Genomic DNA, 24,411 nt, shown 5'->3' on the forward strand with positions numbered 1-24,411 from the left:
CCAATGTAGTGGCCGACGGCCGTTTTCTCACCGTTGGCGAGGCTCGCCTAACCCACTCGATCCGGTCCCAGTTCGACCACCTCGGCATCGCCGCCGGGCAGGCTGATCCGTACCGTGGTGCCGTCCACCGCAACATCGATGCCTTCGGCAAGCGCTTCCGGCCGGAGCGCGTCCCGGGTGATCAGTACGGCGCTCACCAGCACGAGCGGGTCGCCGTGGTGCCGAGCCGTCAGGTACGGCGTCGCCGAGTGCGCACCGAACGCATTCGCGCCCAGTCCACGGTGGATGCCGGCTTCGTCGTACCCGTGCAGCCCGACCACCGCGGACAGCAGGCCCTCATCGTTCCGTGCGGCCGCCGAACGGGTGCCGACGGTTGCCTCAGGCAAAGACTCTCCGGCGACCGCGAAGCCGCCGCTGCGCACCAGCGCCCCGGCCGGTCCTTCGACGAGTGCACACCGGATCTCCCAGCCGCCGTGAACGACCGACGCGGTCTCGATCCGCCACGGACCGTCCGGTCCCAGCCACGCCTTGTGCCACGAGGACGCCGTACGCCCGGTCACGGCGATCCGCCGGATCCGGCCGCGCGAGCTCGACCGCCCGTCCGCGTCGACCAGCGAGATCAGGTTGTCGATCCGCGGCGCGTGGTCGGCCAGCTCCGGACCGGCGTGGTTCGCGTACGCGAGCCGGTTGTAGTGCGCGTCGCCCTCCGGCTCCACCCCTTCCGGCTCGGCCAACGGCGCGTGGTCGGCCCCGTGGTTCACCAGTTGCACCACCTGGTCGTGCCGGCTCGCGTGCACGATCCACCCCGGCGCCGGCATGGCCCGGACCTGGTCGGCGTCGTCGAGCGGCACCGAGTCCTCCGGGTCCGTCCACACCGGGTGCTCCGGCGGCAGCACGAGCCCGATGAACCCCTTCGAAGCCCAGTACGGCGAGCCAGGACCGGAGTACTGCTGGGTGGTCGGCAGGAAGGTGTCGTACCACCCGAGCGTCAGCAGCCCACGCTCGTCCGGCACTCCGTGCTGCACGAAGTGCCGCGCGATCCCGGAGCAGAGCCGCCGGGTCTGACCGGGCGTCAACGGGTTGGCCTCCAGCAGCTCACCCATCCAGTACGGCGTGGCCGCGGCCATCCGGTAGGTCAGTGAGCGGCCCTGGTACACCGGCGCGCCGTCGTTGCCGACCAGGTGCACCGCGTCCTCCAGGAAGAGCCGCAGGCGCTCGCGGTACAGCTTCAGCCGGTCCTCGTACTGCGCACCGGGCGTGGCAGCCGCCATCCGGGTCCACAGGCCGGGGTAGAGGTGCATCGCCCAGCCGATGTAGTTGTCGAAGTTCTGCCCGTCGCCGTCGGAGTACCAGCCGTCGCCGACGTACCAGTCCTCGATCCGGTCCAGCCCGCCGTCGATGTCCTCCTGCGAGTACGGCGCTCCGACGGACGCGAGGAACTGCTCACTCACGACCTGGAACAGCCGCCAGTTGTTGTCGTGGGTCGTCGACCCGTTGAACCCGCCGAGCCACTCCGCCACGTGCTCCTGCGCCCGGGTGTCCAGCCGGTCCCAGATCCACGGACGCGTCTCGTGCAGCGCGACCGCGATCGCGGCCGCCTCGACCATCTGCTGTGAGCGCGGGGTGAGCCGCAGCCAGGCCTCGGGGTGGTCGGGGTCGGCGCCGTTCGCCACGCCGCGCGCGTACCGCTCGATCAGCTCGTCACACCCCTTGCCCTGCACCCCGGCGATCCGGAAGGCGGCCAGCATGAAGGAGCGGGCGAACCCCTCCAGCGCGTCCGAGGCCGTTCCCGACCGGCTCGGCCGTCCAGGCAGTGCGATCAGCGACGCGCCCGGTGAGAAGTACGGCACCAGCGAGTCGAGCAGGTGGTCGGCCAGCGCCTCCCAGTGCGCACGACTCCACCCGGTCTGACGAGACAGCACCCGGTCGGTATCCGGCAGGACGAGGCGGGTCATGCGATTCTCCCGAGGTCGCTGGGCGTGATGGCGTGGTGGAGCGGCTTGCCGGCGCTGAGGCGCTCGAGTTCGCTGACGGCCAGTTCGCCCAGTCGGGCGATCTCGTTGCCGACAGCACCCGCCACGTGCGGGGTGACGAAGACGTTCGGCAGGTCGAGCAGTGGTGAGTCCGGCGGCAGCGGCTCCGGATCGGTCACGTCGAGCACCGCGTCGATCCGGCCGGCGACGCACTCACGCTCCAGCGCGGCCGCGTCGACGATCTTGCCGCGGGCGGTGTTGATCAGCACCGAGCCGTCCCGCAACAGCCCGAGCAACCGTGCGTCCACCAGCCCGGCGGTCTCCGGAAGCAGGGGAGCGTGCACGCTGACGATGTCGCTGCGGCGGAACAGTTCGTCGTTCCCGACCAGTTCGGCGCCGAGCCCGGCGGCCTCGGCGGCCGTCAGGTACGGATCACTGATCAGCACGTGCAGGTCGAAGCTCCGCAGCCGCTCGGCCACCATCCGGCCGATCCGCGAGGCCCCGAGCAGGCCGACCGTCGTACCGTAGCTGCCCGGCATCCCGTGCGGGTCGGCCTTCGTCCGCGACGTCCGGTACTGCGCCGCGAGCCGGAACGCCCGCTTCCCGGCCAGCACGATCGCGGCCACGGTGAACTCTGCCACCGGCAGTGCGTTCGCGTGTGCCGCCGAGGACACCTGGATCCCCCGCTCGTACGCCTCCGGCGCGACGATCGCCTTCACCGTGCCGGCCGCGTGCAGGATCGCCTGCAGCTTCGGCGCGGCGTCCAGCACCTCCGGGCCGATCCGCGGGCACCCCCACCCGGTCAGCAGTACGTCGACCTCGGGCAGCGCGGCCGCGATCGCGGGGTCGTCGAGGAACGTCGTACCGGGGCCGACCGGCAGCACGGTCGCGACCGCCTCCAGCCGGGCGCGGACCCGGGGGACGAGGACGCGATCGCGGCTGGCGTCGTTCATGGCCAGCATCACGGTCAGGGCGGAATCTGGTTCGCTGCTCACGCGAGCAACTTAGCAAGCGCTTTCCAAACCTGTCTGCCCCAGGGCCGGATTGTGAAAAGACGCTGAAAGGTCTGTTCAGCCGGAATGCCGTCCCGGGGCCGGGCGTTGTCACCTCGAGAGGGCAGGATAGAGGGGCCTACCCGCCCTGTTGGCTGACGTGTGAAGGAGACGACGATGCTGCGACCGGACGACCTCTACGAGATCGTCGACGAGTCGGTGGCGACCGGCCCGGCGGCGACGCCGAAGGTGCTGGTGCATTCGCTGGACGGATTCATGGACGCGGGTCAGGCGGGCCGGGTCACGGCCGACCACCTGCTCGAGGTGCTGGACAGCCGGCTGCTCGCGCGGTTCGACGTCGACCTCCTGCACGACTACCGGGCCCGGCGGCCCGAGGTGACGTTCGCCGAGGACCGGTTCATCGACTACACCCCACCGCACCTGAACCTGCACCTGCTGAAGGACGACGCGGGGGTCGAGTTCCTGCTGCTCGAGGGCGTCGAGCCGGACAACCACTGGAACCGGTTCGCCGGCGCCGTCCGGCAGCTGATCGAGCGCTACAACGTGACGCTGACGATCGGCGTCCACGGGATCCCGATGGGCGTCCCGCACACCCGTCCGCTCGGCCTGACCGCGCACGCGACCCGGCCCGAGCTGGTGACGCGCTCGAACATCTGGGACGGCGAGATGCGGCTGCCCGCGAGCGCCGGCACGATGCTGCAGGTGCGCCTGGGCGAGGCCGGCAAGGACGCGATGGGCTTCGCGGTCCACGTCCCGCACTACCTGGCCGAGAACCGTTTCCCGGGTGCCGCCCTGGCCCTGGTGCACGCGATCTCCGCCGCGACCGGCCTGCTCCTCCCTAGCAAGGCCCTGCTCGACGAGGCCGCCGTCACCGGCCGCCTGGTCGACGAGCAGGTCGAGGCCTCGGAGGACGCGACCGCGGTGGTCAACGCGCTCGAGACGCAGTACGACGCGGCCGCCGGCTCAGTCAGCCGCGGCAGCCTGCTGGCCGGCTCGACGCCCTCGGCGGACGAGCTCGGCGCGGAGGTCGAGCAGTTCCTGGCCGAGCTCAACCGCGAGGACGACAAGTAGGGCTCAGACGGCGACGGCCTGCCGGCGCGAAGACGGCGTCAGCAGGTTGTCGACGCTGAACCGTCCCGCGCCGACGACGGCCAGGGTCAGCGACAACAGTCCGAGCGCGGCGACCAGCTCCCAGCCGCCTTCGGAGACGAAGACGCCGTTGGACAGGTGCACGAACGCGAGCGCCCCGACCATGTCCAGTGCCAGCAGTACGCCGACCACCGGGGTGAGCACGCCGAGGATCAGCGCGGCCCCGCCGAGCAACTCGATCCCGGTCGCGTAGTACGCGGACAGCGTCGGGGCGGGCACGCCCATCTGCTCGAAGCCCGCGGCGGTGCGGTCCAGCCCGTTGGTCTGGAACTTCTGCCAGCCGTGGGCGATGAAGACGACCCCGAGCCCGATCCTCGACAGCAGCAGGACCAGGTCGCGGGCGGCGGCCGAACGGAGCAGTTTCACTAGCCTTCTCCTTCAATCAAACGACTCATGGTTGAGGGCTCAACGATACGCGGTGCGACCGAAAGTTCACCGAAAGCGGCCGAGTGACCGTCTCCACACGACGTACGGCGTTCGCGACCGGCCGGACCTGTCAGGATGAGGCATGCCTGAGTCGCTGGATGATTTGGTCGGCCTGCTCGACCTGGAGAAGATCGACGTCGACCTGTTCCGCGGGCGCCAGCCGCAGACCGCGATGCAACGGGTGTTCGGCGGGCAGGTGCTCGGGCAGGCGCTGGCGGCGGCGAGCCGGACGGTCGAGCCGGAGCGGATCGTGCACTCACTGCACGGCTACTTCCTGCGCGGCGGCGACACGTCCGTGCCGATCATCTACCGCCCGGAGCCGACCCGGGACGGCGGTTCGTTCAGCAGCCGCCGCGTGGTCGCGTCGCAGAACGGCAAGCCGATCTTCTACATGTCGGCGTCGTTCCAGCGCCCGGAGCAGGGCCTCGACCACCAGGACCCGATGCCGGACGACCTGGTCGCGCCGGATGAGGCCCCGACGCTCGCTGCCGTCCTCGAGGCGCGCTCCGGCCGGAAGGCGGCCGACTGGGACAAGGAGTGGGCCGCCCTCGACGTCCGGCTGGCCGGGGTGACCGGACGCCAGTTCTGGATCAAGGCCGCCGGCAAGCTGCCCGACGACCCCGCCCTGCACGCCTGCGTGCTGGCGTACGCGAGCGACCTGACGTTGCTCGGGGCAAGCTTGCTGCCGCACGGCATCGTCATCGGCGACCGCCGCATCCAGCCGGCGTCGCTCGACCACGCCCTCTGGTTCCACCGCCCGTTCCGCGCCGACGAGTGGCTGCTCTACGACCAGGCCTCGCCGTCCGCGTCCGGCGCCCGCGGCTTCGCCACCGGCCGCCTCTTCACCGAACACGGCCACCTCGTCGCCTCGGTCGCCCAGGAGGGCCTCATCCGCCCGGTCGGCCTGGACCTCGACTGATCTCTGCTACCGTGGAGGCATGTTGCAGCGCGCTGTAGTCACGACGACGCCGGAGTCCGTCCCGGCGCGCTGACACCTACTGTCCGACAAAGCCCCGGGGCGAGTGCCCCGGGGCTTTCTCGTGCCCGCTGGCTCCTCGCCCCAACGTGTTGAGGAGCCACACCATGTACGACCACCGCAAGATCGGCCGCGAGCTCGGCCTGTTCGACTCCGACCCGCTCATCGGCGCGGGCCTGCCCTACTGGCTTCCCGCCGGCGCTGCGGTACGCCACGCCTTGGAGAGCTACATCGCCGAAGTGGAGCGAAGAGCCGGCTACCAGCAGGTCTACTCACCCGTGCTGGCCAAGCGCGAGCTCTACGAGATCTCCGGCCACTGGGCGAAGTACAGCGACGACATGTATCCGCCGATGGAGCTGGACGGCGAGCAGTTCGTCCTGCGACCGAGCATCTGCCCGCACCACGCGCTGATGTACCGATCCCGCTCACACAGCTACCGCGAACTGCCGCTGCGGTTCTCCGAGTTGGGCGGGCAGTACCGCGCCGAGCTGTCCGGTGCGATCGGCGGCCTCAGCCGGGTCCGCGCGATGCAGTTGAACGACGCGCACATCTTCTGCCGCCTCGACCAGGTCGCCTCCGAGGCCGGCCACGCACTCGGTCTGATCAACCAGGCCTATCAGGACATGGGCATCCGCGCGTCCCGCTACGTCCTGGCCCTGCCGTCCGATGACGCCGTGATCGGTTCCGCAGAGAGCAAGTACGTCGGTGACGCCGCCAGCTGGGCGCAGGCCGCCGACCTGCTCCGGAGCGTGCTCGACGACGCCGGCGTGGACTACGAGGAGTCGCCCGGCGACGCCGCCTTCTACGGGCCCAAGATCGACATCCAGCTCGCAGACTCGGCCGGACGTGAATTCAGCCTGTCGACCGTCCAGATCGACTTCCACCAGCCGGAGCGCTTCGGCCTCGAGTACGTCGGTGCCGACGGCAACAAGCACCGCCCGGTGATGGTGCACCGGGCGATCGTGGGCAGTATCGAGCGCGCGATGGCCCAGCTGATCGAGGTGCACGGCGGCGCGTTCCCGGCCTGGCTGGCGCCGGTACAGCTCGTCGTTCTCCCGATCTCGGACGACGAGGAGAAGCTCGCCGCCGAGGTGGCGCGACGGGCGTCGGACCGCGGCCTGCGGGTCGAGATCGCGCACGCCGACGAGGGCAGCCTCGGTGCGCGCATCCGGGAGAACCGGCAGGCGCCGTACCAGGCCGTCATCGGCGCGCGCGAGGCCGCGGACGGGCTGCTCGCCGTCCGCGAACGCGGCGGACGGCAGCAGGAGCCGGCCCCGATCGGCGAGGTCCTCGACCGGATCCGAGCGGAGGTGGACGTACTGGCGGACCGCCAGGCCATCGCAATCGATGGTCCCGCAGCAAGCTGAGCGCGTGGACGGGCCGGTGGGCCGGATTGTGATGGCCTGGCGGTTCAGAGGCCCTGGAGCTGTCCGATCAGGTGGATGAGCTCGCGGCGCTCGTCGTACAGGGCGAAGTCGGTGGTCTTGCCGCTCGTCTTGGACCCGAACTGGACCCGGGACGGGAGCAGCAGCGGCTTGCGGAAGTCGACGCGGACCGTGAAGGCGTCCGGGGGCCTGGTGGCGCGCTGGAGCGAGGCGAGTGCGGCGGCCTTGGCCCACATCCCGTGCGCGATCTGGCGGGGGAACCCGAACGCCTGCGCGGTCAGCTTGAACAGGTGGATCGGGTTCCGGTCGCCGGACGCGGCGGCGTACCGGCGGCCGAGGTTGCCGCGCAGGTCCCACCAGGCGGCCGGGTCGACCTCGGGATCCGGCAGCAGGTCGACGGGCGCGTTCTCGTTGCCGGCCGAGCGGCTGAGCAGCGTGGTCAGGTCGGTCCACACCACCTCGCCGTCGACCTTGACCTCGCTGATGATGTCGAAGACCGTGCCCTTCGGATGCGGGCGTTCCGCCGTACTGTGCACCCGGATGGCCGGCTCGGCGTGGATCGGGATCGGCTGCAACTGGGTGATCGTGTTCGACAGGTGCACGATCCCCATCGGCTTGTACGGGAACGACGGGTCGGACATCAGGTCCAGGTGCAGCGGGAAGGCCAGGACGTGCGGGTACGTCGCCGGTAGCGTCGGGCCGGCGGTGAAGCCGGTGACGTCCCGGTACGCGGTCAGGTGGTCCTGGTCGATCGCGGACCGGGGCAGCTCGAGTGTGAGGCCGTCGGCGTCCGGCTCGTAGTCCGCCCGGCGCAGCGTGGCCTTCACGGTCCGGGCGTAGAGCGTGCCGAAGCGCGGCGTGTCGTCGTACTTGCGGGTCGGCATGTCACGCCCCCAGCATGCTCTGGCCGCACACGCGGACCACGTTGCCGGTCACCCCGGCCGAGGCCGGGTCGGCGAGCCAGGCGATCGTCTCGGCCACGTCGATCGGCTGCCCGCCCTGCTGCAGCGAGTTGATCCGGCGTCCGACCTCACGGATCGTGAACGGCACCTTCGCGGTCATCTCGGTCTCGATGAACCCGGGCGCGACCGCATTGATCCGGATCTGCCGCTCGGCCAGCTGCGGCGCGAGCGCCTGGACCAGGCCGATCACGCCGGCCTTGGAGGTCGCGTAATTCGTCTGGCCGTTGTTGCCGGCGATCCCGGCGATGCTCGCGATGCCGATGACCGACCCGCCGTCCCTCAGGGTCCGGGACTCGACCAGGTGGTGCGTGATCCGCTCCGGCGCGCGCAGGTTCACGTCGAGTACGGCGTCCCACGCGTCGGTGCGCATGTTCGCCAGCCGCTTGTCCCGCGTGATCCCGGCGTTGTGGACGACGATGTCGAGACCGCCGTACTGCTCCTGGGCGTGCGCGGCGATCCGCTGGGCCGCGTCGACCGCGGTCACGTCGAGCAGCAGCTCGCTGCCGCCGATCCGGGAGATCACCTTGCGCAGGGCGTCCGCGTTCTGCGGTACGTCGACGCCGATCACGGTCGCGCCGTCCCGGGCGAGCGTGTCCGCGATCGCCGCCCCGATGCCGCGGGCCGCGCCGGTGACCAGGGCGACCTTGCCGGACAGCGGCCGACCGGGGTCGTTGCTGACCAGGGGACCGGTCCCGACCCGGGCGACCTGACCGTCGACGTACGCCGACTTGGGGGAGAGGAAGAAGCGGAGCGTCGAGTCCAGCTGCTCGTGGGCGTCGGGGGCGACGTACACGAGGTTGACCGTGGCGCCGCGCTTCACCTCCTTGCCGAGGCTGCGGGTGAAGCCTTCGAGGGCGCGCTGGGCGATCTGCTGCTCGGCCGACTGCGCGAGCTCCGGCGTCCGGCCGACCACGATCACCCGGCCGGCGGGCGCGAGCTGGCGGATGACGGGGGAGAAGAAGCGCTGCAGGCTGGTCAGCTCCGCGGTCGAGGTCGCGCCGGTCGCGTCGAACACGAGCGCCTTCGGCCGGATCTCGCTCGACGCGATGCCTTCGGTCGCCGTACTGAAGGAGGCGCCGACGTCCCGGAGCAGGGCCTGGATCGCCTTCCCGGCGTCGGTCTCGCCGATCGCGCCGAACACCACCGGCCCGTCGATCACCGGCGCACCCTCGGTCCAGCGGGGCAGGGGAGTCGGGTCGGGCAGACCCAGGTTCTTCACCAGGGTCTGGCCGAGCGGCGTCCGGGTGAAGGTCTGGTAGCGGTCCGTCATCTCAGCTCCTACTTCTCGAGGATGGCGACGACACCCTGGCCGCCCGCGGCGCAGATCGAGATCAGGCCCCGGCCGCCGCCGTTCTCGTCCAGTTGCTTGGCCAGCGCGGCGACGATCCGCCCGCCGGTCGCCGCGAACGGGTGACCCGCGGCGAGCGAGCTGCCGTTCACGTTCAGCTTGTCGCGGTCGATCTCGCCCAACGGCGCGTCCAGGCCGAGCCGTTCCTTGCAGAAGATCGGATCCTCCCATGCTTTCAGCGTGGACAGCACCTGGGACGCGAACGCCTCGTGGATCTCGTAGTAGTCGAAGTCCTGCAGCGTGAGACCGGCTCGCGCCAGCATGCGCGGGACGGCGTACGCGGGCGCCATCAGCAGACCTTCCGCACCCTTCACATAGTCGACCGCCGCCGTCTGCGAGTGCGTCAGGTAGGCGAGCGGCCGGAGCCCGTGCTGCTCGGCCCACTCGTCGGTGGCCAGCAGTACGGCGGAGGCGCCGTCGGTCAGCGGGGTCGAGTTGCCGGCCGTCATGGTCGCGGTCTCACCCTTGCCGTACACGGTCTTGAGCTTGGCCAGCTTCTCCGGCGTGGTGTCCGGGCGGAGGTTCTGGTCCTTCTCCAGGCCGAGGTACGGCGTGATCAGGTCCTGCTGGAAGCCGCGGTCGTAGCTGGCGGCCAGGTTCACGTGGGAGCGGTACGCGAGCTCGTCCTGCGCCTCGCGGGTGATGCCCCACTCCAGCGCGGTCAGCGCGGCGTGGTCGCCCATCGACTTGCGCGTCCGCGGCTCGGCGTTCCGCGGGATCTCGGGGACGACGTCCTTCGGCCGGACCCGGGCCAGCACCTTGAGCCGGTCCTGGAAGCTCTTGGCCCGGTTCAGGTCGAGCAGAATGCCGCGCAGCCGGTCGTTGACGGCGATCGGCGCGTCGCTCGCGGTGTCGACCCCGCCCGCGATCCCGGCGTCGATCTGGCCGAGCGCGATCTTGTTCGCGACCAGGATCGCCGCCTCCAGCCCGGTCCCACAGGCCTGCTGGATGTCGTACGCCGGGGTCGTCGGCGCGAGCTTGGAGCCGAGGACCACCTCGCGGACCATGTTCCAGTCGCGGGCGTGCTTGAGGACCGCGCCGGCGACCACCTCGCCGAGCTCCTGACCGCCCAGCCCGGTCCGGTCGACCAGACCGTTCAGGGCCGCGGTGAGCATGTCGGAGTTGGACGCGTGCCGGTACGTCTTGTCCTGCCTGGCGAAGGGGATCCGGTTGCCTGCGACAACGGCCACCCTGCGGGTCTCGGTCACGATTTCTCTCCTGCTCTGGTGGAGCGCCTGGGTAGTGCCTTACGACCTACTGCGGTTGCGAGCGTGGCGGTGATCGCGGTCGACCGGACGGTGGCGACATCGGCATGATGCACGACCGGGTGCCCCGGCTGCCCGCTCGACACGATCAGGCCGACTCTTGCCATGTGCAACGATCCGAGCGTCTGGGTGTAGAGGTGGTTGGCCAGATAGTCGGTGTCGACCTCGTCGAACACGCCCGCCCGCTGCCCGGCCTTCAGGATCGCCGCGATCCGCTCCAGCGCGGTCGCCATCGCCGTACCGAGCTTGGTCATCACCGGCTCGGTGATCTCGCCGAACAGCTCCTCGCCGGTCCGCCTGAGCAGGCTCATCGCGCAGTCGGCGAAGGCCGGATACTCCAGGCAGAAGTCGACGAAGACCTCGCTGAGCTGCCGCAGCCGGTTGAGCGGGGTCCGCCGGGCGTTGTCCGTCTGGGACAGCCGCTCGTCCAGCTCGCCCAGGTAGTCGACCAGGGTGAGCGCGAACAGCTCTTCCTTGCCGGCGAAGTGCCGGTAGATCAGTGCCTTGTTGATGCCGACCCGTTTGGCGATATCGTCGATCTGGGCGTCGATCGTGCCTCGCTCGTCGAACAGCTCACGGGTGGCCCGGATGATGTCCCGCTCCCGGTCGCGACGACGCTCCGCCGTGGTCCGGCGGCGTCCGATCGCGAGCAGCGCGGAGCTCATGGATCGATCTTAGCCACAGTGGTACCCCTGGCTGCAAACGACAGTTACACTCGTGGGTAACATCGCCGTTGCCTGCTCTGCACTTCTGCTCTGCTCTTCTGCTTTGTGAGGATCTTTGATGAGTGACCCCATGGTGTCCGCCGACGTGATGGCGCTGGCCGGCGAGCTCGGCGCCGAGCGCTCGAAGCCGGGCTGGAGCGCCTTCTCGCTCGCCCTGAACGACGAGCAGCGCGAGATCCGCGACTGGGCCCACACGTTCGCCGCCGAGGTGATCCGCCCGGCCGCCGCCGAGTGGGACGAGCGCGAGGAGACCCCGTGGCCGGTCATCCAGGAGGCCGCGAAGATCGGGCTGTACGGCCTCGACGCCAACGTCAACCTGTTCGTCGACCCGTCCGGGCTGCTGATGCCGCTCGTCCACGAGGAACTGTTCTGGGGTGACGCCGGGATCGCGATGTCGCTCAAGGGCACCGGCCTCGCGTCGTCCGCGATCTTCTCCAACGGCACGCCCGAGCAGTGGAGCCAGTGGATGGGCCGGTGCTACGGCACGCCGGACGACGTCCGCGTGGCCGCCTTCTGCTCGTCGGAGCCGGGAGCGGGGTCGGACGTGTCCGCGATCCGTACGCGGGCGACGTACGACGAGATCACCGACGAGTGGGTGATCAACGGGCAGAAGGCGTGGGCGACGAACGGCGGGATCGCCGACATCCACGTGGTGGTCGCGACGGTCGACCCGTCCCTCGGGACCAAGGGGCAGGCGGCGTTCGTCGTACCCAAGTCGGAGGTGCGCGGCCTGCAGCAGGGGACCAAGCTGCGCAAGCACGGGCTGCGCGCGTCGCACACCGCGGACGTCTTCTTCGACAACGTCCGCGTCCCGGCCGGCAACGTCCTCGGCGGCAAGGACAAGCTCGACGAGCGGCTGGCCCGCGCCCGCTCGGCGCAGTCGACCGGTCAGGCCTCCGGCCGCAACGCCTCGATGGCCACCTTCGAGATGACCCGTCACATCGTCGGCGCCCAGGCGATCGGGATCGCGCGGGCTGCCTACGAGGTCGCCCTGGAGTACGCCAAGGGCCGCGAGCAATTCGGCCGCCCGATCATCGACAACCAGGGCATCGCCTTCAAACTCGCCGACATGGCCCTGGAGATCGACGCCGCCCGGCTGCTGGTCTGGCGCGCCGCCAACATGTCCGCCGCCCTCATGCGCGGCGAAACCCCCGACTACCGCCACGGCGAAGGCTCCATGGCCAAACTCAAGGCCGGCGAGGTCGCGGTGAAGGTCACCGAAGAAGCCATCCAAATCCTCGGCGGCAACGGCTACACCCGCGAATACCCCGTAGAACGAATGCACCGAGACGCCAAGATCTACACCATCTTCGAAGGCACCTCCGAAATCCAACGGTTGGTCATCGCCCGAGCCATCTCCGGCATGCGCATCAGATAGGTGTTTGTGCAGGTCAGAGGCTGATTTCAGGGTGGTCGACAGACTGGCCGTCGTCTGGTTCCCAGTGGGTCGTGGGGGACCGGTCGGCGGCCAGCTCCGTCACAGCTCCGTGAGCCTCCATCGCGAACAACCGGGCCAGCCGCGAGTCAACAGCCTTCCGCGCCCGCTCATGCGACGAAGGAAGCATGTGGGTGTACAGCCGGAGCGTGAACCCGGGATCGCCGTGGCCCAGGTACTGCGCCAGCTCCTTGATGTTCACGCCGTCCGCCAGGGTGATGCTCGCGTAGTAGTGCCGAAGGGCGTGCATCCCGTTCTCTCGGCTCGAGAAGTAGTGCCGCCTTCCCCGTGCGTCCTTCGACGGCTCAGGTATGACGCCAGCGTGGAAGAGCGCCGGCTTCCACACGAGCTCGTCGTACGTCCGAGCCCGGATGTGCTTGTCGTCGGTCCAACGGAACAAGAGGTTGACCGTGAGCGGCTTCCCGTCGACCTTCTCCCACGGCAAGGTGTACGGCCGAGGCTTCGCGGTCTCGATGTACTCCGTCAGCATGAGGGCCACACCCTCTGACATCGGCACGGTCCGCTCAGTGTCATTCTTCGGCAGAGCGAACACGAACTCCCGACCCAGCTTCTTCGCCTGCCGCCGAACTCGGATGACCATCTCCTCGAAGTCGACATCCTCCTCGGCAAGACCGAACAGCTCACCTTGCCGCAGCCCGCACGCAGCACCGATCGAGGCGATCGGCCTGTACGGCAGCGGATGCCCCTCGACGATCCGCAGCACAACCTCGTCGCTCCAGGCGGTGGTCTTCCCGCCCTTCTCCGCCGGCACCTTGACCACTCGCGCCTTCGCCGGATTCCGCTTGATCGCCTCATCATCGACGGCAACCTCCAGCGTCCCGTGCAGCACGAGGTACGCCGTACGCGCCGTAGACGATTCGAACCGCGCATCCAGCCCAGCCACCCACGCCGCGATCTCCGAAGGCTTGATCGTCCGCAACTGCCGCCGCCCAAATACGGGTACGACGTGCAGCCGCAACGACGACTCGTACTTCAGGGCAGTAGCCGGATCCACCACCCGTGAAGCGAGCCACCTCTCGGCAACCTCCTCAAACCGAACCTTCCCAGCCTCCGGATCGATGTACTCCCCACGCTCCCGATCCGTCTCCGTCGCAGCCCCACGCCGCTCCGCAGCCGTCTTCGTCCCAATCGCCGACCGCTCCCGCCCCTCCGGATCCACCCACCCCGCCAACCACCGCTTCCCCCGCCCCCACTTCGCAGTCCGAACCCGCTCGATCGAGCCGTCGGCCTGCTTCACCGCCCGAGTCCACTGATCCTTCACGTAAGCCATTGCCGCGCCTCCACTCGTCGCCGATGTGCGGCAGCTCAACGTCTGGAGAACGGAGGAATTGAATAGTCGCCGCGTCGTACGGCGGCAGCGCGCCGCCGACTCAGCCGCGCGCGGACTTCAGCGCGAGCGCCCAGGGATAGCGCTCCAACGCAATGTCACCGGTCCGATGCGGATGCGGCTCGAACTCACCCGGCCCGAGCAGAACCCGAACACCTGCTTCACGCAGCGCCTCGACACTCCGGACAAAAGAGAGATTGCTCGCCAACGCCTGATTGACGAATGGGAGTACGACGATCCGCACCCCCAGCCCCATGAGCTCGGCCAGCTGCGTCAGCACATAGTTGTCCGCGATCCCCGCGGCCCACTTGTTGATTGTGTTGTACGTCGCCGGAGCAACGATCACCGCGTCAGGCTGCGGCGTCGGGGTGGTTCCGCTCCTGCGGTACGTCGTTCGAACTGGATGACCAGTCAACTGTTCGAGCGAATCCGTGTCCAGGAAGTGCTCGACAGCGCTCTCAGTAGCAACGCAGTAGACGTCCAACCCGCCGTCGTGGGATAGGGCAATCAGCTCGTGAACTCGCTTGGCAGGCCCTGCGCCGCAGATGAACAGTTGGAGCACGCCTCGGTCCGTCATCCTGCGAGACCTGACCGTGTCGGCACGCTCTGGAGCGTCAAAGACCACACCACCTCTCGCGCTGACGTCGTCGCCTGGGATCAAGCGAAAGATTAGCTGTGGGTACGCTCCCGCGTTAGAGGTGCGCCGCGCTGCGTCCGCTCAGGCGCAGGGTCGCCGAGCGGACGCAGCTTCGGGGCAGGAACGCCAATCCGACTTAAGTGAGGTCATCGGCCAGCGCTCCCGGTGGAGTGGCGGAACGGACGCGGAGTGCAGGGGACTTGAGGAGAACGAGGGATGTCCCCTCAGCACGTCCGCTCCGCCGGCCTGGTGGCGATCAGGACCTCGTGGGTGCAGTGGCGGAGGTGGTCTCTGATCTTCAGTGGGTGTCCGAGTGCGGCGAGGTGGTGCAGTCTTGGTACGACGAGGGGCTGACCTTCGGAGTCCAGGAGTGATTCGAGAAGGTCGAAGGCCGTGCTGGGTGGTCCGGGCTCTTCGACGTATACCTTGGTGAGCTGCAGCCCATGCTCGCTGGCGAACGCCATCAGCTGTCGACGGATCGCAAGGAGTTCGCCTGTGTTGCGCACAAAGGCCATCGAGATGAACCCGAGGGCTGGCGTAGCCGGCATCTGCGCCACTCGTCCCTTACGCCGGCTAGCAGCCGACCACGATCGTGATGCCGTTGGACTCAAGTCGCTGACGTACCGATGACGGGTCGCCGGCCACCTCAAGGTGCTGGATGTTGGGTGTGATGATCATTCGCTGGGCTTCCTGCATAACGACCGCGAGCAGATCGTGGAACGCCTCCGGTGATGTCTCGATCTCCTCGACGTGAATCGCCACGAGCTGTGCATCACGAGCCTGGGCTGCCTCGACGACGAGCTTGCGTGCCGTCGCCAGCTCGAGCTCATTCATGAGGAAGTGCTTCCGGATGTATCCGTACGCGCGCATGGCGTCGCCCCGCTCGCTGTGGTCGGTAGGTGGGAGAGCGCTGGTCATCTGTCCGACCGCCGTGTCATTCGTTCCGGCTAAACAGGTCTCGCGCCAAGTCCCTGACCATTGCGATGGTCAAGCCCGCGGTCAGGCAGATCACGATGAACAGCGGCAGCGTCATGGTGGGAAGTCCCTTGTAGTCGTTGTAACGCTCTGTATCCACACCATGGCCCTCTGACGGAAGCCACCACTACAGGCAGTGCTCATCGAGCCGACCTATCGGTAGTGCCGATAGACGCGCCGGATGCGCTCGGGCTAACTTCGCAGAGCCGCCTAGAGACAAGGAGTGACGATGACGGCACCGCAGCCGCTGCTCGACTCCTCCTGGTGGGATCAGCCGGAGCTGCGTCCTGTCCTGGCGTCGCGTGACGTGGCGGGGATCTTCCGCTGGTTGCAGCGCCATGGCTGGAGCCAGACGCAGATCGGTGCGCGCACGTACCAGTCCCAAGGCGAGGTCTCCGAGATCCTCAACGGTCGCCACGTCAAGGCGTACGACGTCCTTGAACGCGTCGCCGATGCGTTCGAGATTCCGCGCGGACGGATGGGGCTTGCGTACGCCTCATCGAGCCGAGCCGAGGCTGGTGAATCGCGCAAACTGACCAGCGATGATCGCAGGAACTTCGCTGGTGCCGTGGCGAGTGTGGCGTTCGGCTCGGTGAACGATCAGGCTCGAAAGTGGCTGCCCGACGTACCCAGCAGCGTGGCCTCTGTGCCGTCGGTGATATCCGAGACCGACGTGGAACAAGTCGTGTCGATGACCGCCGAGTTCCGCAAACTCGATCAGCGGTACGGCGGGGGAGCAGCGGTCGACGCTGCCCGTGGTTTCTACGGCTACGCAAGGCGGATGATCCACTCGACCGCCGATCAGCGCACGCACCGCGACCTCAAGGTGTCCTTGGCGGACTTCAGCAGCATGCTCGGATGGTCATTCCACGACATTGGCGACCAAGCCGCAGCACGACGCTTCCTCATGAACGCACTTGTGCTCGCGAAGGACGCGGAGGAGCCGTCGCTGGCAGCGTCGATTCTGTACCGCCTGGGCCGGGTGAGTATGCAAGAGGCCCAACCGGTGGAGGCTTTGAAGATGCTGCAACTTGGCCAACTCGCGGCGCAAGACGCCGGCGATCCGGCCGAGGTCGCGAGACTGCACGCCAACGAAGCCTTGGCGTATGCGATGCTCGGCAAGCATGACCATGTAGTCGATGCTCTCGCTCGTGCAGAGCACGAGATGGGCCGTGCCGACAAGAGCCGAGTATCCCCATGGACGACCCTGTATTTCACGCCAGGCGACTACACCGGACATCAGGCGCTGGTGTACAACTCGCTGTCGGGCTACGCCAAGGATGATGCCCAGGCCCGCGAGTACGCCGTACGCGCCGTCGCATTCGCGCAGCAGGCGATCAGCGAATCCGGCCCGGACAGATCACAGCGAAGCCGGACCTTCGATCGGATCATCTTGTCAACGAACCTCTTGCGTACGAACGAGCTGGACGCCGGCATCGACATCGCTCGAGACGTAATCAGCGAAACGCAGCATCTCCGCAGCGGCCGCGGTATGAGCCGCCTCGCCGAGATCGGCACCGCAGCCTCACAACACACCGACAACTCGGATGCTGTGGACCTCGTACATCAGCTCGATTCCGTCCGCAAAACCGCGCCGAAGGCTCTCACCGCATGACCAATCTGTCCCCAGAGCTCGACCAGCGGCTGAAACACGCCCTCAAGGGCATCTGCCAAGAAACCGGCCTGCTCCCGGACGAAGCCGACCTCATCAAGTACACGAACAACGCCGTCTACCGCCTTCCCAGCCAAGGCGTTGTCGTCAGATTCGGCGCCGGCGATCTAGCGAGCCAACGCGCCGACCACGTCGCCCACATTGCCAGCTGGCTCGAACACAACGAGGCGCCCGCTGTCAGACTTGTTCCAGGCATGACCCAGCCGATCTTGTTCGAGAACTACTCAGCAACAGTCTGGCAGCTGCTCGAAGGCAGCAATCCCGCATGGACCGGCGCCGAACTAGCGGCGCCGCTGCTCGGCTGGCACAAGCTTGAACCGATGCTCGGCCTCAGACGTTGGGACCCCTTCAGCAGTGCACGTAGCCGTCTGGCCATGGCGGACGGCCTGGCCGCTGACGATCACGCGTGGCTCACTCAGCAATGGGCCACCATCGAAGCCGAGTACCGAGCTCTGGTGCCGGATCTCCAGATGGGACTGCTCCACGGAGACGCCTACATCGGCAACCTCCTGCGCGAACCCAACGGCAGATTCGTCCTCTGCGATTTCGACGGCACCAGCATCGGCCCGCTCGCGTATGACCTAGTAGTAGCCGCAGTCAGCGCCCTCCGCTTCGGTGCCACTCAAGACCACGATGCGCTAGCGACCACCTACGGCCTGGACGTAACTACCCTTCCCGCGTGGCCGATCCTCCGCCGCATCCGAGAGCTAGTACTGGTCACCAGCGTCATCACAGACCTGCGCAACCGTCCCGACATCGCGAGGGTCCACGCGCACCGGCTAGCCACTCTCAGATCAGGCGCCAACGAACTGTGGCACCGCTACAAGTGACGGCTCAGAAGAGCGTCGCGGCCGGCTCATCCGCGACGCTGTTTGTTGCGGCCGTGCCGACTGTGGCATCCAGCAAGTCGGCGAGTCTGAGCGGCCCGCGGCCGAGAGACGTCGCCAAATGAGACAGGAGCCGCGCGCAGACGAGCGCGTCATAGGTCGCGCGGTGCGGCGCGAGGTCGGCCGGTAGTCCGCGGGCTAGCCCATACGCATCAACAAGCGCCCCGAGCTGGTATGAGTCGCGGCCCGGAAGCAGTCGTCGGGCGATCTTGAGAGTGTCCACGACACGAGCGGGTTGGAAGCCCGGCAGTGCGCGGCCGAGCACGCCCAGATCGACGCCGGCGTTGTGCGCAACGAACACCTTGTCGCTCAGCGCCTGGCGCAATTCGGCTTCGATGTCGGCAACCGTTGGAGCGTCTACGACCTGATCGTCCGTGATCTTGTGGAACCGTCGGACCATCGAAGTGATTGGCCGGGGCGGGCGAACCAGCCAGCTGCGCGGTTGCCCGATCAAGCCGCCCTTGATCGCGACAATCGAGACCTCGACCAGATCAGGTGGTCGCTGTCCATTGCCTTCGACGTCGACAACGGCCTACTCGAATGCCGTCCACGGGTCGGTAGGTTGCTCCATTGTCGTCAGCTACCTCCCACTATCGTGCCGCCCAGCGAGGTCGGTCGCGTGTGTGCCGTCCTGTGCTGTTGGTGTGTCGAGCCACTCCAAGTCTGCCGCCGCCCGTGCTCCGCCGCTGTATGCGCACCGGCGCGTCGCAGGCACCCGGTGAACCATCGCACGAGTCATCCGGCTGGACCGGAACCACTTCACAAGAGGCAAAGCCCGGACGGGCCAGTGCTCGCGGCTCGGTCGGCCTTGGTGAGTTCATCTCCAAGTTCCAAACGGCCGCCGGGGCCACGGCATCTCGGCAATCAACCGCTTCTGTGCCTGGGAAAACGCCTGTCGCAGCATTGCGTTGGCCTGTTGGAGTTCGGTGACCTGATGCTGCAACCGGTCGACTTCCGCAAGGAGCACGGTGACCTGTTCGGCCTCGACCACCTCTGCCGAGCGGACCCGCCGGCGGCTCCTCCAGTTGCGAAGCCGGCGATCCGAGCAGAAGCGCTGGTCGGATCTTCCCGCGGTGTAGGTGTCGGCACAGTGCTCACAGACGTGTTGTCGCGCGGTCAGATCGCGTCCGAACGGAGGTGGCAGGTCGTCCATACCTACTCAACGTGCGGCGCGCGCAGGGTTCGAATACGCGTTGCAGATTGGTGACACGCCTCGAATGCCAGATGTGTGCCGGTGGCGACCTTGCACGAAGGGGACTGGATGCGCGAACGGTCTACGTCGTACGCAGTCATCTAACCGTCGCCGGACGGCGTGAAGCTGACGTGGCGAGATGCTCCAGTTGTCGATATGGCAAAGCCTCCCGCTCGGGAACACGGTGGCTGTGGTCGTGCGACTATCGCTGGAAGATTCCGGCGAGGTCGGTCGCCGCGGAGGTCACACCGGCAACCGTCGCGATTATGGCAGCCCAGAAAACCAGGTTGTCCCTGACGGCGCGCTGTTCATTCGAGGTTTCTGTTTCCTCGCGGAGCGCCCGGCTGGGCCCTGCTGTGATGGTCGGACCACTCCGACCGGACGTCCTTGATCGCGCAGGTCGTTGCCGCCATCCGAAATGAGCAAAGAACTTTGCCCATGTATGGCCCTCGGCGCTGCCGCAACCGAACAAAACGCCGTAACTTCGGTTGGGGCAAGGGTGACCAGCTCTAGTTGTCACGCCACAGGTGTTCGGCGCTTTGATCGCGAACAGCCAGCACGGCACTCCGACAGCGACGCAACCTGTCCACAGGGCAGAGTTCCAGTCGCCGTGAGCGATCGAGTAGATCGAGTACGCGGCGGCTGTAATCATCGTGATGACGACTGCAAAAGCGGTCTCGTGTTTCCTCTGCCGTGACCTGGCCACCTGCCCACCCCGCTACGAGAAGGGATCATGCGGCACCACAGGAACAGCCAGAGGCGCCTTGCCCAGGTATCGTTCCGTGCCTTAGAGAATTCTCTCCCCGACGGCCCGTCCGGGCTCCAGGTCCGGCGTGCCGCGTGTCGCCTGCCATGAGCATGGGACCGCTCTGAGCGGTTTTCTGCCACTACTGCTACTGGCAGGTCCGACGGTCCGACCCGCCCTACCTAGGTGCTGTCGACCGCCCATTCCTGTCTGCTGGCAGCAGCATGATCGGCGGACTCCAATGAATTCTGCGGACGGGCGCTGGCGTCGAGTTGTGGTCCGATGGCTCTATCGGAGCTGTGGCGACGCCGAGTCAGCGCCTGAGGTCCACGCATCATGCCCGGCCCGGCCCGGCTTGTCGGTTCCGGCACGGAGGCGCGGCCTGTCCATCTTCTGTCAGGACCGAGGCTGGGTTTCGTGGAGCAAATTGCGTGCGGCGGATCCTGCTCGCTCCGTAACAGAGTGTGCGGTTATCTCGATGTTCTCGTCGAGACAAGGGGGACATGCGATGGGTCTGATGGATCGACTGCGTAGCCGAGCGGCAAGCCGTGAGGCGACGCGAGCGCAGATGGTCACTGCTCCACGAGTGCATTTGCTGGATGGTGACGACGATCTCGAGGTGGTCGGCGAGATCAACTATCAGGCAGCCCTCTGGGCGATATGTGGTGGACGCCTCGGCCAAAGGGTGCGCTATCCGATCGGGGCTGTGCTTGTTCCTGAGCCGCACAATATCTACGACTCGAATGCAATCGCGGTTGCGGTTGAAGGCAATGTTGTCGGGTACTTGGATCGCCAGACCGCTGCTCTCTACGTCGAGGGACTGCATGAGCTGATGGCATCGTCGGGTGCTTACATCGGGCTGCAGGGGGTCATCGTAGGAGGTGGCTACTACGACGATGGACCAGGACGTCTTGGTGTTTGGCTCGAGCATGACCCACGAGATTTCGGGGTGCGCCGCATGTCTCAGGGCCTAGGTGGCCGACCACTGCCTGGGACCGGAACCATGCGCACCGGTTTCAGCGAGGCATGGCTGACCGATGCGGAGGACGATTCATACGATCTGTCCTGGTTCAACGAGTTGCCAGAGGCCGACCGGCCCGCGATCGCAATGCTGCGGGGGCTGCTTGCGGCCGATCCGGACCCGATCGATCGGCACTTTCAGTTCGCCGAGTTGGAGGCACGGCTGTACCGGTGTCGCGATCTCTACGATTCGGCGCTTGACGAGTTCGATGATGCCTGCAGGCGACACGATGCCGAGATGGAGACAATCTGCCAGGCGTTCATGGCCAAGTGGAGCAGCGTTCCGTTGCTCGAGACCTACCGCCAGATGGCGATCCGGCAGCAGAAGAAGAAGGACTGGGATGCCTGCCTCTGGTGGGCGGAGCGCGGTCTCGCCTTGTACGGCAACGCCGCAGCGCGTGGGGACGCCGTCGAGGATCTCCTCAAGCGCCGAAATCGTGCTCGCCAGAAGCTCGAGGCGGCGCCGGCGCCAAAGCATAGGCCGCCCGTGCAGCCGCCTCCCGAAGCTGCTTCCACCCCGGCGGCTGGCGTGGCGTCCACGGCACATGCGCCAGCCAACGTAGAGATCCTGATCTGTGGGCGCTGCAGCGCCGACTTTGAGCGTCTTCGGGTCCGCGGACGCAAGCCGCAGCTCTGCCCGGCCTGTCGAGTGGTGTCGGAATGAGTTAGATCGATGGCCAGTGTCCAACCCAACAGTGGCGACAGCCGGCCTGGCACTCACCTTCTCCGTCGCAGTCCCGCGACAGTGATGCGCATCGAGCACGGATACGAGGAACTGCTGGCCATGGGACGTCTGACTGCAAGACTTGCAGACAGACACTTCCGCATCCGATCCTGCGATGAGGGCGTGAGATGGTGCTCCTGCAGCGCTGAAATTCGGCCAGCCTGCTCGTTGGCGAGAATACAGCTGACAACTGCCTGGCAGCAGCCGGGCGTGGTCGCTGATCGCGATGTCGCACGTGGCGGTGCCGCACGTGGCGGTGCCGCAGTTTGCTGTCTCAAGTCATCGCGTGCTGCGAGAATAAGCTGAGGCATGGATCGCGGCGGAGCTGCGCCTGACGAGTCACATGCCTACGTCCCTTGACGCCCCGAGTCAGAGCTGTCTGAATACGAATCTTGCTCACGGGCCATCGGAACTGATGTGAGCCGTTGTGCATCGTGCGCGCGGATTGGTGGGAAACGAACACTTGATTGGCTGTCTTGTCGACCACAACGCCTCATGGCGCGTGAAGTTCGAGACATGGGCGCTATCTCTCTCGACCGATGGTTGATTATCGTCGAGATATGAATCTCAACCTCGAATGGAGCCCGCCTCTGAGGTCCCGCCGGGGTGCGCCGAACCGCCTCCGCGGCATCCGAGTCTTCCATGACTTCAATTGGCTGGACGTCTTCCCCGACCGGCGCACGCTCTTCAAGAACGGCGAAATCCTGGCCCGCACAGTTCAGGCTCAGGCCCCAGAGGGCTTGATACCAGCACTGTTGCTGACTCGACGGACCGACGTTCGGCAGGGATTCCTCAAGACCGAAACGCACTTTCTGTTCATTCTGAACATCGATGAGTACCGTCAGACGCCTGGAAATCCGGCCCTGTCGTACATAGCCAATCATCTGGAGGTCGGCGCAGCAAAGCTACGCGAGTTCACCGAACTGGCGGAGTTCGGTGACCCAGACGCTCTTCGTGCGCTCGTGATGCGCCACATGGACGTCGAAGATGTCGTCGCCTGGCTCAACGACGACGCCAGTCGCTTGCAGTCGCTGACGGAGCTCGTCGAGATCGGTGCGCGCAGTCCGGCAACGATGGACGAACTCGTCGACTCCGTCGGAGCGCTCGGTGATCTCGACGAGCGCCAGCTTCAACAGCTCATAGACCTTACGGTCGGCTTGACCGGCGCCAATCATCGCGCAGACCTATTACGCGGTGCGACTTCGGACGAGATCGGACGACGCGCCGCAGGGCTCGTTCTTCATGAACGGATCGCAGACCGTATAGCCGACGCTCGCCGAGCAATCGAGACCTATGAGCACCTGCTGCATACGGACACCACGACCGAGACTCAGATGCAGAAATTCTTGTCAAAGAATCCGTTGCTCTTTGGCCTTGAGTACGCAGCTATCCGACCGCAAACCCGTGGTCCGAGCGGCTCGATGGACTTCATCCTCGAGCGTTTCGATGGCTACAACGACTTGGTCGAACTGAAAAGCCCCGCAGACGTGATCATCAAGGCACCACCGCGCGTGGAGGGTTCTGGTGTGCCGAGCCCGCATCATTACAGTCTCAGCTCGGGACTCGCTCAAGCATTGGCCCAGGCGTTGGCCTACAGAGATCGGTTGACACGTTACGCGAGCGCAGCGGAGGAACTCCACGGGATCTCGAACCCAAGGGACCCGAGACTTCTGATCGTCCTTGGTCGCATGGATCGGCTCGAGGATCATCATCGACTGGTGCTGGATGAGCTCAACAGATCCGTTCATCGAGCGCAGGTCCTGCCATACGACGTTCTCGCTCAGCGTGCCCGAGCAGCCCTCACGAACATTCTAAGGTACATGGGTTCGGACATACACGCGTCTCAGGACTAGGCCGGCTTAGTGGCCTGATGGGCGGATTAGATCTTGACTCAACATCTGTCGGGCGCCTCTCTCAAGTCTCTGCTCGACAGAGGACCAACCGACCGGCCGTGCGCTCCTCTGTGATCTGATTCTGACTTGAGCGACTCTCGTCGCCGCGCGGCCGGACGACGTCGCATCGAGCAGTCGACGGGACCGCCCGTTCGTCGTACGCGTCCAGGTAGGACTCCTCATCGCAAGCACGCTTCCTGACGGCTTTCGAGCCGATCGACACGATCCCGAAAGTTGCTTTTGGCAATCACCTGCTCCGTCACAGCTCCGTGGGACGCTGACAAGCCACGATCACGGTTGATCATCGATGAGATAGATAGCCGTGGTCAGCGGCTATATCCGACCTCCTTCGACTCAGCCAGCGTGAGGCTGGGATAGATCTACACCATCTTCGAAGGCACTTCAGAAATCCAACGCCTGGTGATCGCCCGAGCGATCTCGGGGATGCGGATCAGGTAAACCCACGCGCGTTTCCGCGGGAGCTACTTCGTCGCTTCGCTCCTCAACGCGCCCGCTCCGCGCGCTCCACCCATCCCTGGGCTGCCGCCCGGTGACCATTTGCCGGCTGCCGCCAGCGGCTGCGCTGCCGCGGAGTCGACCTCTCCGGGGCCTGCGTGTTGCGGAGAGGAAACGGCGACCCGAGTGATGCCCGCGACCTAAGG

Annotated in this window: 22 protein-coding genes; 8 read left to right on the top strand and 14 right to left on the bottom strand. The window is 66.9% G+C overall.

What is annotated here, in order from left to right; translation table 11 throughout:
• Positions 1-47 precede the first annotated feature (47 nt).
• Together ACQPYZ_RS16610 and ACQPYZ_RS16615 are read right to left on the bottom strand one after the other, a co-directional pair.
• Complete coding sequence (locus ACQPYZ_RS16610) at positions 48-1,955, bottom strand: DUF2264 domain-containing protein (protein WP_433169117.1); 1,908 nt, start codon at positions 1,953-1,955, stop codon at positions 48-50.
• Complete coding sequence (locus ACQPYZ_RS16615; protein ID WP_433169119.1) at positions 1,952-2,968, bottom strand: hydroxyacid dehydrogenase; 1,017 nt, start codon at positions 2,966-2,968, stop codon at positions 1,952-1,954. Before ACQPYZ_RS16615 ends, ACQPYZ_RS16610 begins: the two co-directional genes overlap by 4 nt.
• 174 nt (positions 2,969-3,142) lie before the next feature.
• Here ACQPYZ_RS16615 and ACQPYZ_RS16620 point away from each other — a divergent pair, with 174 nt between their 5' ends.
• Positions 3,143-4,057, top strand: coding sequence for a proteasome assembly chaperone family protein (locus ACQPYZ_RS16620; RefSeq protein ID WP_433169121.1), 915 nt, complete (start codon positions 3,143-3,145; stop codon positions 4,055-4,057).
• A gap of 3 nt (positions 4,058-4,060) precedes the next feature.
• Here ACQPYZ_RS16620 and ACQPYZ_RS16625 read toward each other — a convergent pair whose 3' ends face one another.
• On the bottom strand, positions 4,061-4,501 hold the full coding sequence (locus ACQPYZ_RS16625) for a DoxX family protein (RefSeq protein ID WP_433169123.1): 441 nt from the start codon (positions 4,499-4,501) through the stop codon (positions 4,061-4,063).
• Positions 4,502-4,643: 142 nt separating this feature from the next.
• On the opposite strand from ACQPYZ_RS16625, the gene ACQPYZ_RS16630 reads away from it, so the two are divergent.
• Entirely contained in the window at positions 4,644-5,480 is an 837-nt protein-coding gene (locus ACQPYZ_RS16630; RefSeq protein WP_433169125.1) for an acyl-CoA thioesterase, read from the top strand.
• Positions 5,481-5,644: 164 nt separating this feature from the next.
• Positions 5,645-6,904, top strand: coding sequence for a threonine--tRNA ligase (gene thrS / locus ACQPYZ_RS16635; RefSeq protein WP_433169127.1), 1,260 nt, complete (start codon positions 5,645-5,647; stop codon positions 6,902-6,904).
• Between the two features lie 44 nt (positions 6,905-6,948).
• Here thrS and ACQPYZ_RS16640 read toward each other — a convergent pair whose 3' ends face one another.
• The 4 genes from ACQPYZ_RS16640 to ACQPYZ_RS16655 are packed head-to-tail and all read right to left on the bottom strand — an operon-like array spanning position 6,949 to position 11,162.
• Positions 6,949-7,806, bottom strand: a complete 858-nt coding sequence (locus tag ACQPYZ_RS16640; protein WP_433169129.1) for a MaoC/PaaZ C-terminal domain-containing protein — start codon at positions 7,804-7,806, stop codon at positions 6,949-6,951.
• A 1-nt stretch (position 7,807) separates the two neighbouring features.
• Positions 7,808-9,154: a 3-oxoacyl-ACP reductase gene (locus ACQPYZ_RS16645; protein WP_433169131.1), complete on the bottom strand. Its 1,347-nt coding sequence runs from the start codon at positions 9,152-9,154 to the stop codon at positions 7,808-7,810.
• A gap of 8 nt (positions 9,155-9,162) precedes the next feature.
• Positions 9,163-10,440: an acetyl-CoA C-acetyltransferase gene (locus tag ACQPYZ_RS16650; RefSeq protein ID WP_433169133.1), complete on the bottom strand. Its 1,278-nt coding sequence runs from the start codon at positions 10,438-10,440 to the stop codon at positions 9,163-9,165.
• Positions 10,437-11,162: a TetR/AcrR family transcriptional regulator gene (locus ACQPYZ_RS16655; protein WP_433169135.1), complete on the bottom strand. Its 726-nt coding sequence runs from the start codon at positions 11,160-11,162 to the stop codon at positions 10,437-10,439. Before ACQPYZ_RS16655 ends, ACQPYZ_RS16650 begins: the two co-directional genes overlap by 4 nt.
• 118 nt (positions 11,163-11,280) lie before the next feature.
• On the opposite strand from ACQPYZ_RS16655, the gene ACQPYZ_RS16660 reads away from it, so the two are divergent.
• A complete protein-coding gene (locus ACQPYZ_RS16660) occupies positions 11,281-12,600 on the top strand; it encodes an acyl-CoA dehydrogenase family protein (protein WP_433169137.1) in 1,320 nt (439 codons plus the stop codon).
• Between the two features lie 13 nt (positions 12,601-12,613).
• Here the strand turns inward: ACQPYZ_RS16660 and ACQPYZ_RS16665 are convergent, their stop codons facing one another.
• The 5 genes from ACQPYZ_RS16665 to ACQPYZ_RS16685 all read right to left on the bottom strand — a co-directional run bounded on the left by ACQPYZ_RS16665 (position 12,614) and on the right by ACQPYZ_RS16685 (position 15,717).
• A complete protein-coding gene (locus ACQPYZ_RS16665; RefSeq protein WP_433169139.1) occupies positions 12,614-13,915 on the bottom strand; it encodes a tyrosine-type recombinase/integrase in 1,302 nt (433 codons plus the stop codon).
• 133 nt (positions 13,916-14,048) lie between these two features.
• On the bottom strand, positions 14,049-14,582 hold the full coding sequence (locus tag ACQPYZ_RS16670; protein WP_433169141.1) for a flavoprotein: 534 nt from the start codon (positions 14,580-14,582) through the stop codon (positions 14,049-14,051).
• A 284-nt stretch (positions 14,583-14,866) separates the two neighbouring features.
• Positions 14,867-15,157, bottom strand: a complete 291-nt coding sequence (locus ACQPYZ_RS16675; protein ID WP_433169143.1) for a hypothetical protein — start codon at positions 15,155-15,157, stop codon at positions 14,867-14,869.
• A gap of 58 nt (positions 15,158-15,215) precedes the next feature.
• Positions 15,216-15,476 carry a hypothetical protein gene (locus ACQPYZ_RS16680; RefSeq protein WP_433169145.1) on the bottom strand — a complete coding sequence of 87 codons (261 nt, stop codon included), beginning with the start codon at positions 15,474-15,476 and terminating at the stop codon, positions 15,216-15,218.
• Positions 15,477-15,576: 100 nt separating this feature from the next.
• Positions 15,577-15,717 carry a hypothetical protein gene (locus ACQPYZ_RS16685; protein WP_433169147.1) on the bottom strand — a complete coding sequence of 47 codons (141 nt, stop codon included), beginning with the start codon at positions 15,715-15,717 and terminating at the stop codon, positions 15,577-15,579.
• Positions 15,718-15,846: 129 nt separating this feature from the next.
• Here ACQPYZ_RS16685 and ACQPYZ_RS16690 point away from each other — a divergent pair, with 129 nt between their 5' ends.
• Both ACQPYZ_RS16690 and ACQPYZ_RS16695 read left to right on the top strand, forming a co-directional pair.
• On the top strand, positions 15,847-17,232 hold the full coding sequence (locus ACQPYZ_RS16690) for a helix-turn-helix domain-containing protein (protein WP_433169149.1): 1,386 nt from the start codon (positions 15,847-15,849) through the stop codon (positions 17,230-17,232).
• Positions 17,229-18,119, top strand: a complete 891-nt coding sequence (locus ACQPYZ_RS16695) for a phosphotransferase (RefSeq protein ID WP_433169151.1) — start codon at positions 17,229-17,231, stop codon at positions 18,117-18,119. Before ACQPYZ_RS16690 ends, ACQPYZ_RS16695 begins: the two co-directional genes overlap by 4 nt.
• A gap of 4 nt (positions 18,120-18,123) precedes the next feature.
• Here ACQPYZ_RS16695 and ACQPYZ_RS16700 read toward each other — a convergent pair whose 3' ends face one another.
• On the bottom strand, positions 18,124-18,666 hold the full coding sequence (locus ACQPYZ_RS16700; protein WP_433169703.1) for a 3'-5' exonuclease: 543 nt from the start codon (positions 18,664-18,666) through the stop codon (positions 18,124-18,126).
• A gap of 327 nt (positions 18,667-18,993) precedes the next feature.
• Positions 18,994-19,329 (bottom strand): hypothetical protein, encoded by a 336-nt coding sequence (locus ACQPYZ_RS16705; RefSeq protein ID WP_433169153.1) that lies wholly within the window; start codon positions 19,327-19,329, stop codon positions 18,994-18,996.
• A 1,292-nt stretch (positions 19,330-20,621) separates the two neighbouring features.
• On the opposite strand from ACQPYZ_RS16705, the gene ACQPYZ_RS16710 reads away from it, so the two are divergent.
• Both ACQPYZ_RS16710 and ACQPYZ_RS16715 read left to right on the top strand, forming a co-directional pair.
• A complete protein-coding gene (locus tag ACQPYZ_RS16710) occupies positions 20,622-21,797 on the top strand; it encodes an HIRAN domain-containing protein (protein ID WP_433169155.1) in 1,176 nt (391 codons plus the stop codon).
• A 620-nt stretch (positions 21,798-22,417) separates the two neighbouring features.
• On the top strand, positions 22,418-23,710 hold the full coding sequence (locus ACQPYZ_RS16715; RefSeq protein ID WP_433169157.1) for a Shedu anti-phage system protein SduA domain-containing protein: 1,293 nt from the start codon (positions 22,418-22,420) through the stop codon (positions 23,708-23,710).
• The last annotated feature ends 701 nt before the right edge of the window (positions 23,711-24,411 follow it).

Origin of the sequence: Kribbella sp. CA-247076 (assembly GCF_050942445.1) — a bacterium.
In the GTDB taxonomy this organism is placed as follows: Bacteria; Actinomycetota; Actinomycetes; order Propionibacteriales; family Kribbellaceae; genus Kribbella.

Bases quoted from the DNA above. Each gene is read 5' to 3' on its own strand.
- ACQPYZ_RS16630 (WP_433169125.1), top strand. From the start codon at position 4,644: ATGCCTGAGTCGCTGGATGATTTGGTCGGCCTGCTCGACCTGGAGAAG.
- thrS (WP_433169127.1), top strand. From the start codon at position 5,645: ATGTACGACCACCGCAAGATCGGCCGCGAGCTCGGCCTGTTCGACTCC.
- ACQPYZ_RS16655 (WP_433169135.1), bottom strand. From the start codon at position 11,162: ATGAGCTCCGCGCTGCTCGCGATCGGACGCCGCCGGACCACGGCGGAG.
- ACQPYZ_RS16640 (WP_433169129.1), bottom strand. From the start codon at position 7,806: ATGCCGACCCGCAAGTACGACGACACGCCGCGCTTCGGCACGCTCTAC.
- ACQPYZ_RS16705 (WP_433169153.1), bottom strand. From the start codon at position 19,329: ATGGACGACCTGCCACCTCCGTTCGGACGCGATCTGACCGCGCGACAA.
- ACQPYZ_RS16620 (WP_433169121.1), top strand. From the start codon at position 3,143: ATGCTGCGACCGGACGACCTCTACGAGATCGTCGACGAGTCGGTGGCG.
- ACQPYZ_RS16610 (WP_433169117.1), bottom strand. From the start codon at position 1,955: ATGACCCGCCTCGTCCTGCCGGATACCGACCGGGTGCTGTCTCGTCAG.
- ACQPYZ_RS16645 (WP_433169131.1), bottom strand. From the start codon at position 9,154: ATGACGGACCGCTACCAGACCTTCACCCGGACGCCGCTCGGCCAGACC.
- ACQPYZ_RS16670 (WP_433169141.1), bottom strand. From the start codon at position 14,582: ATGACGGACCGAGGCGTGCTCCAACTGTTCATCTGCGGCGCAGGGCCT.
- ACQPYZ_RS16660 (WP_433169137.1), top strand. From the start codon at position 11,281: ATGAGTGACCCCATGGTGTCCGCCGACGTGATGGCGCTGGCCGGCGAG.
- ACQPYZ_RS16715 (WP_433169157.1), top strand. From the start codon at position 22,418: ATGAATCTCAACCTCGAATGGAGCCCGCCTCTGAGGTCCCGCCGGGGT.
- ACQPYZ_RS16680 (WP_433169145.1), bottom strand. From the start codon at position 15,476: ATGAATGAGCTCGAGCTGGCGACGGCACGCAAGCTCGTCGTCGAGGCA.
- ACQPYZ_RS16695 (WP_433169151.1), top strand. From the start codon at position 17,229: ATGACCAATCTGTCCCCAGAGCTCGACCAGCGGCTGAAACACGCCCTC.
- ACQPYZ_RS16690 (WP_433169149.1), top strand. From the start codon at position 15,847: ATGACGGCACCGCAGCCGCTGCTCGACTCCTCCTGGTGGGATCAGCCG.
- ACQPYZ_RS16710 (WP_433169155.1), top strand. From the start codon at position 20,622: ATGGGTCTGATGGATCGACTGCGTAGCCGAGCGGCAAGCCGTGAGGCG.
- ACQPYZ_RS16675 (WP_433169143.1), bottom strand. From the start codon at position 15,157: ATGGCCTTTGTGCGCAACACAGGCGAACTCCTTGCGATCCGTCGACAG.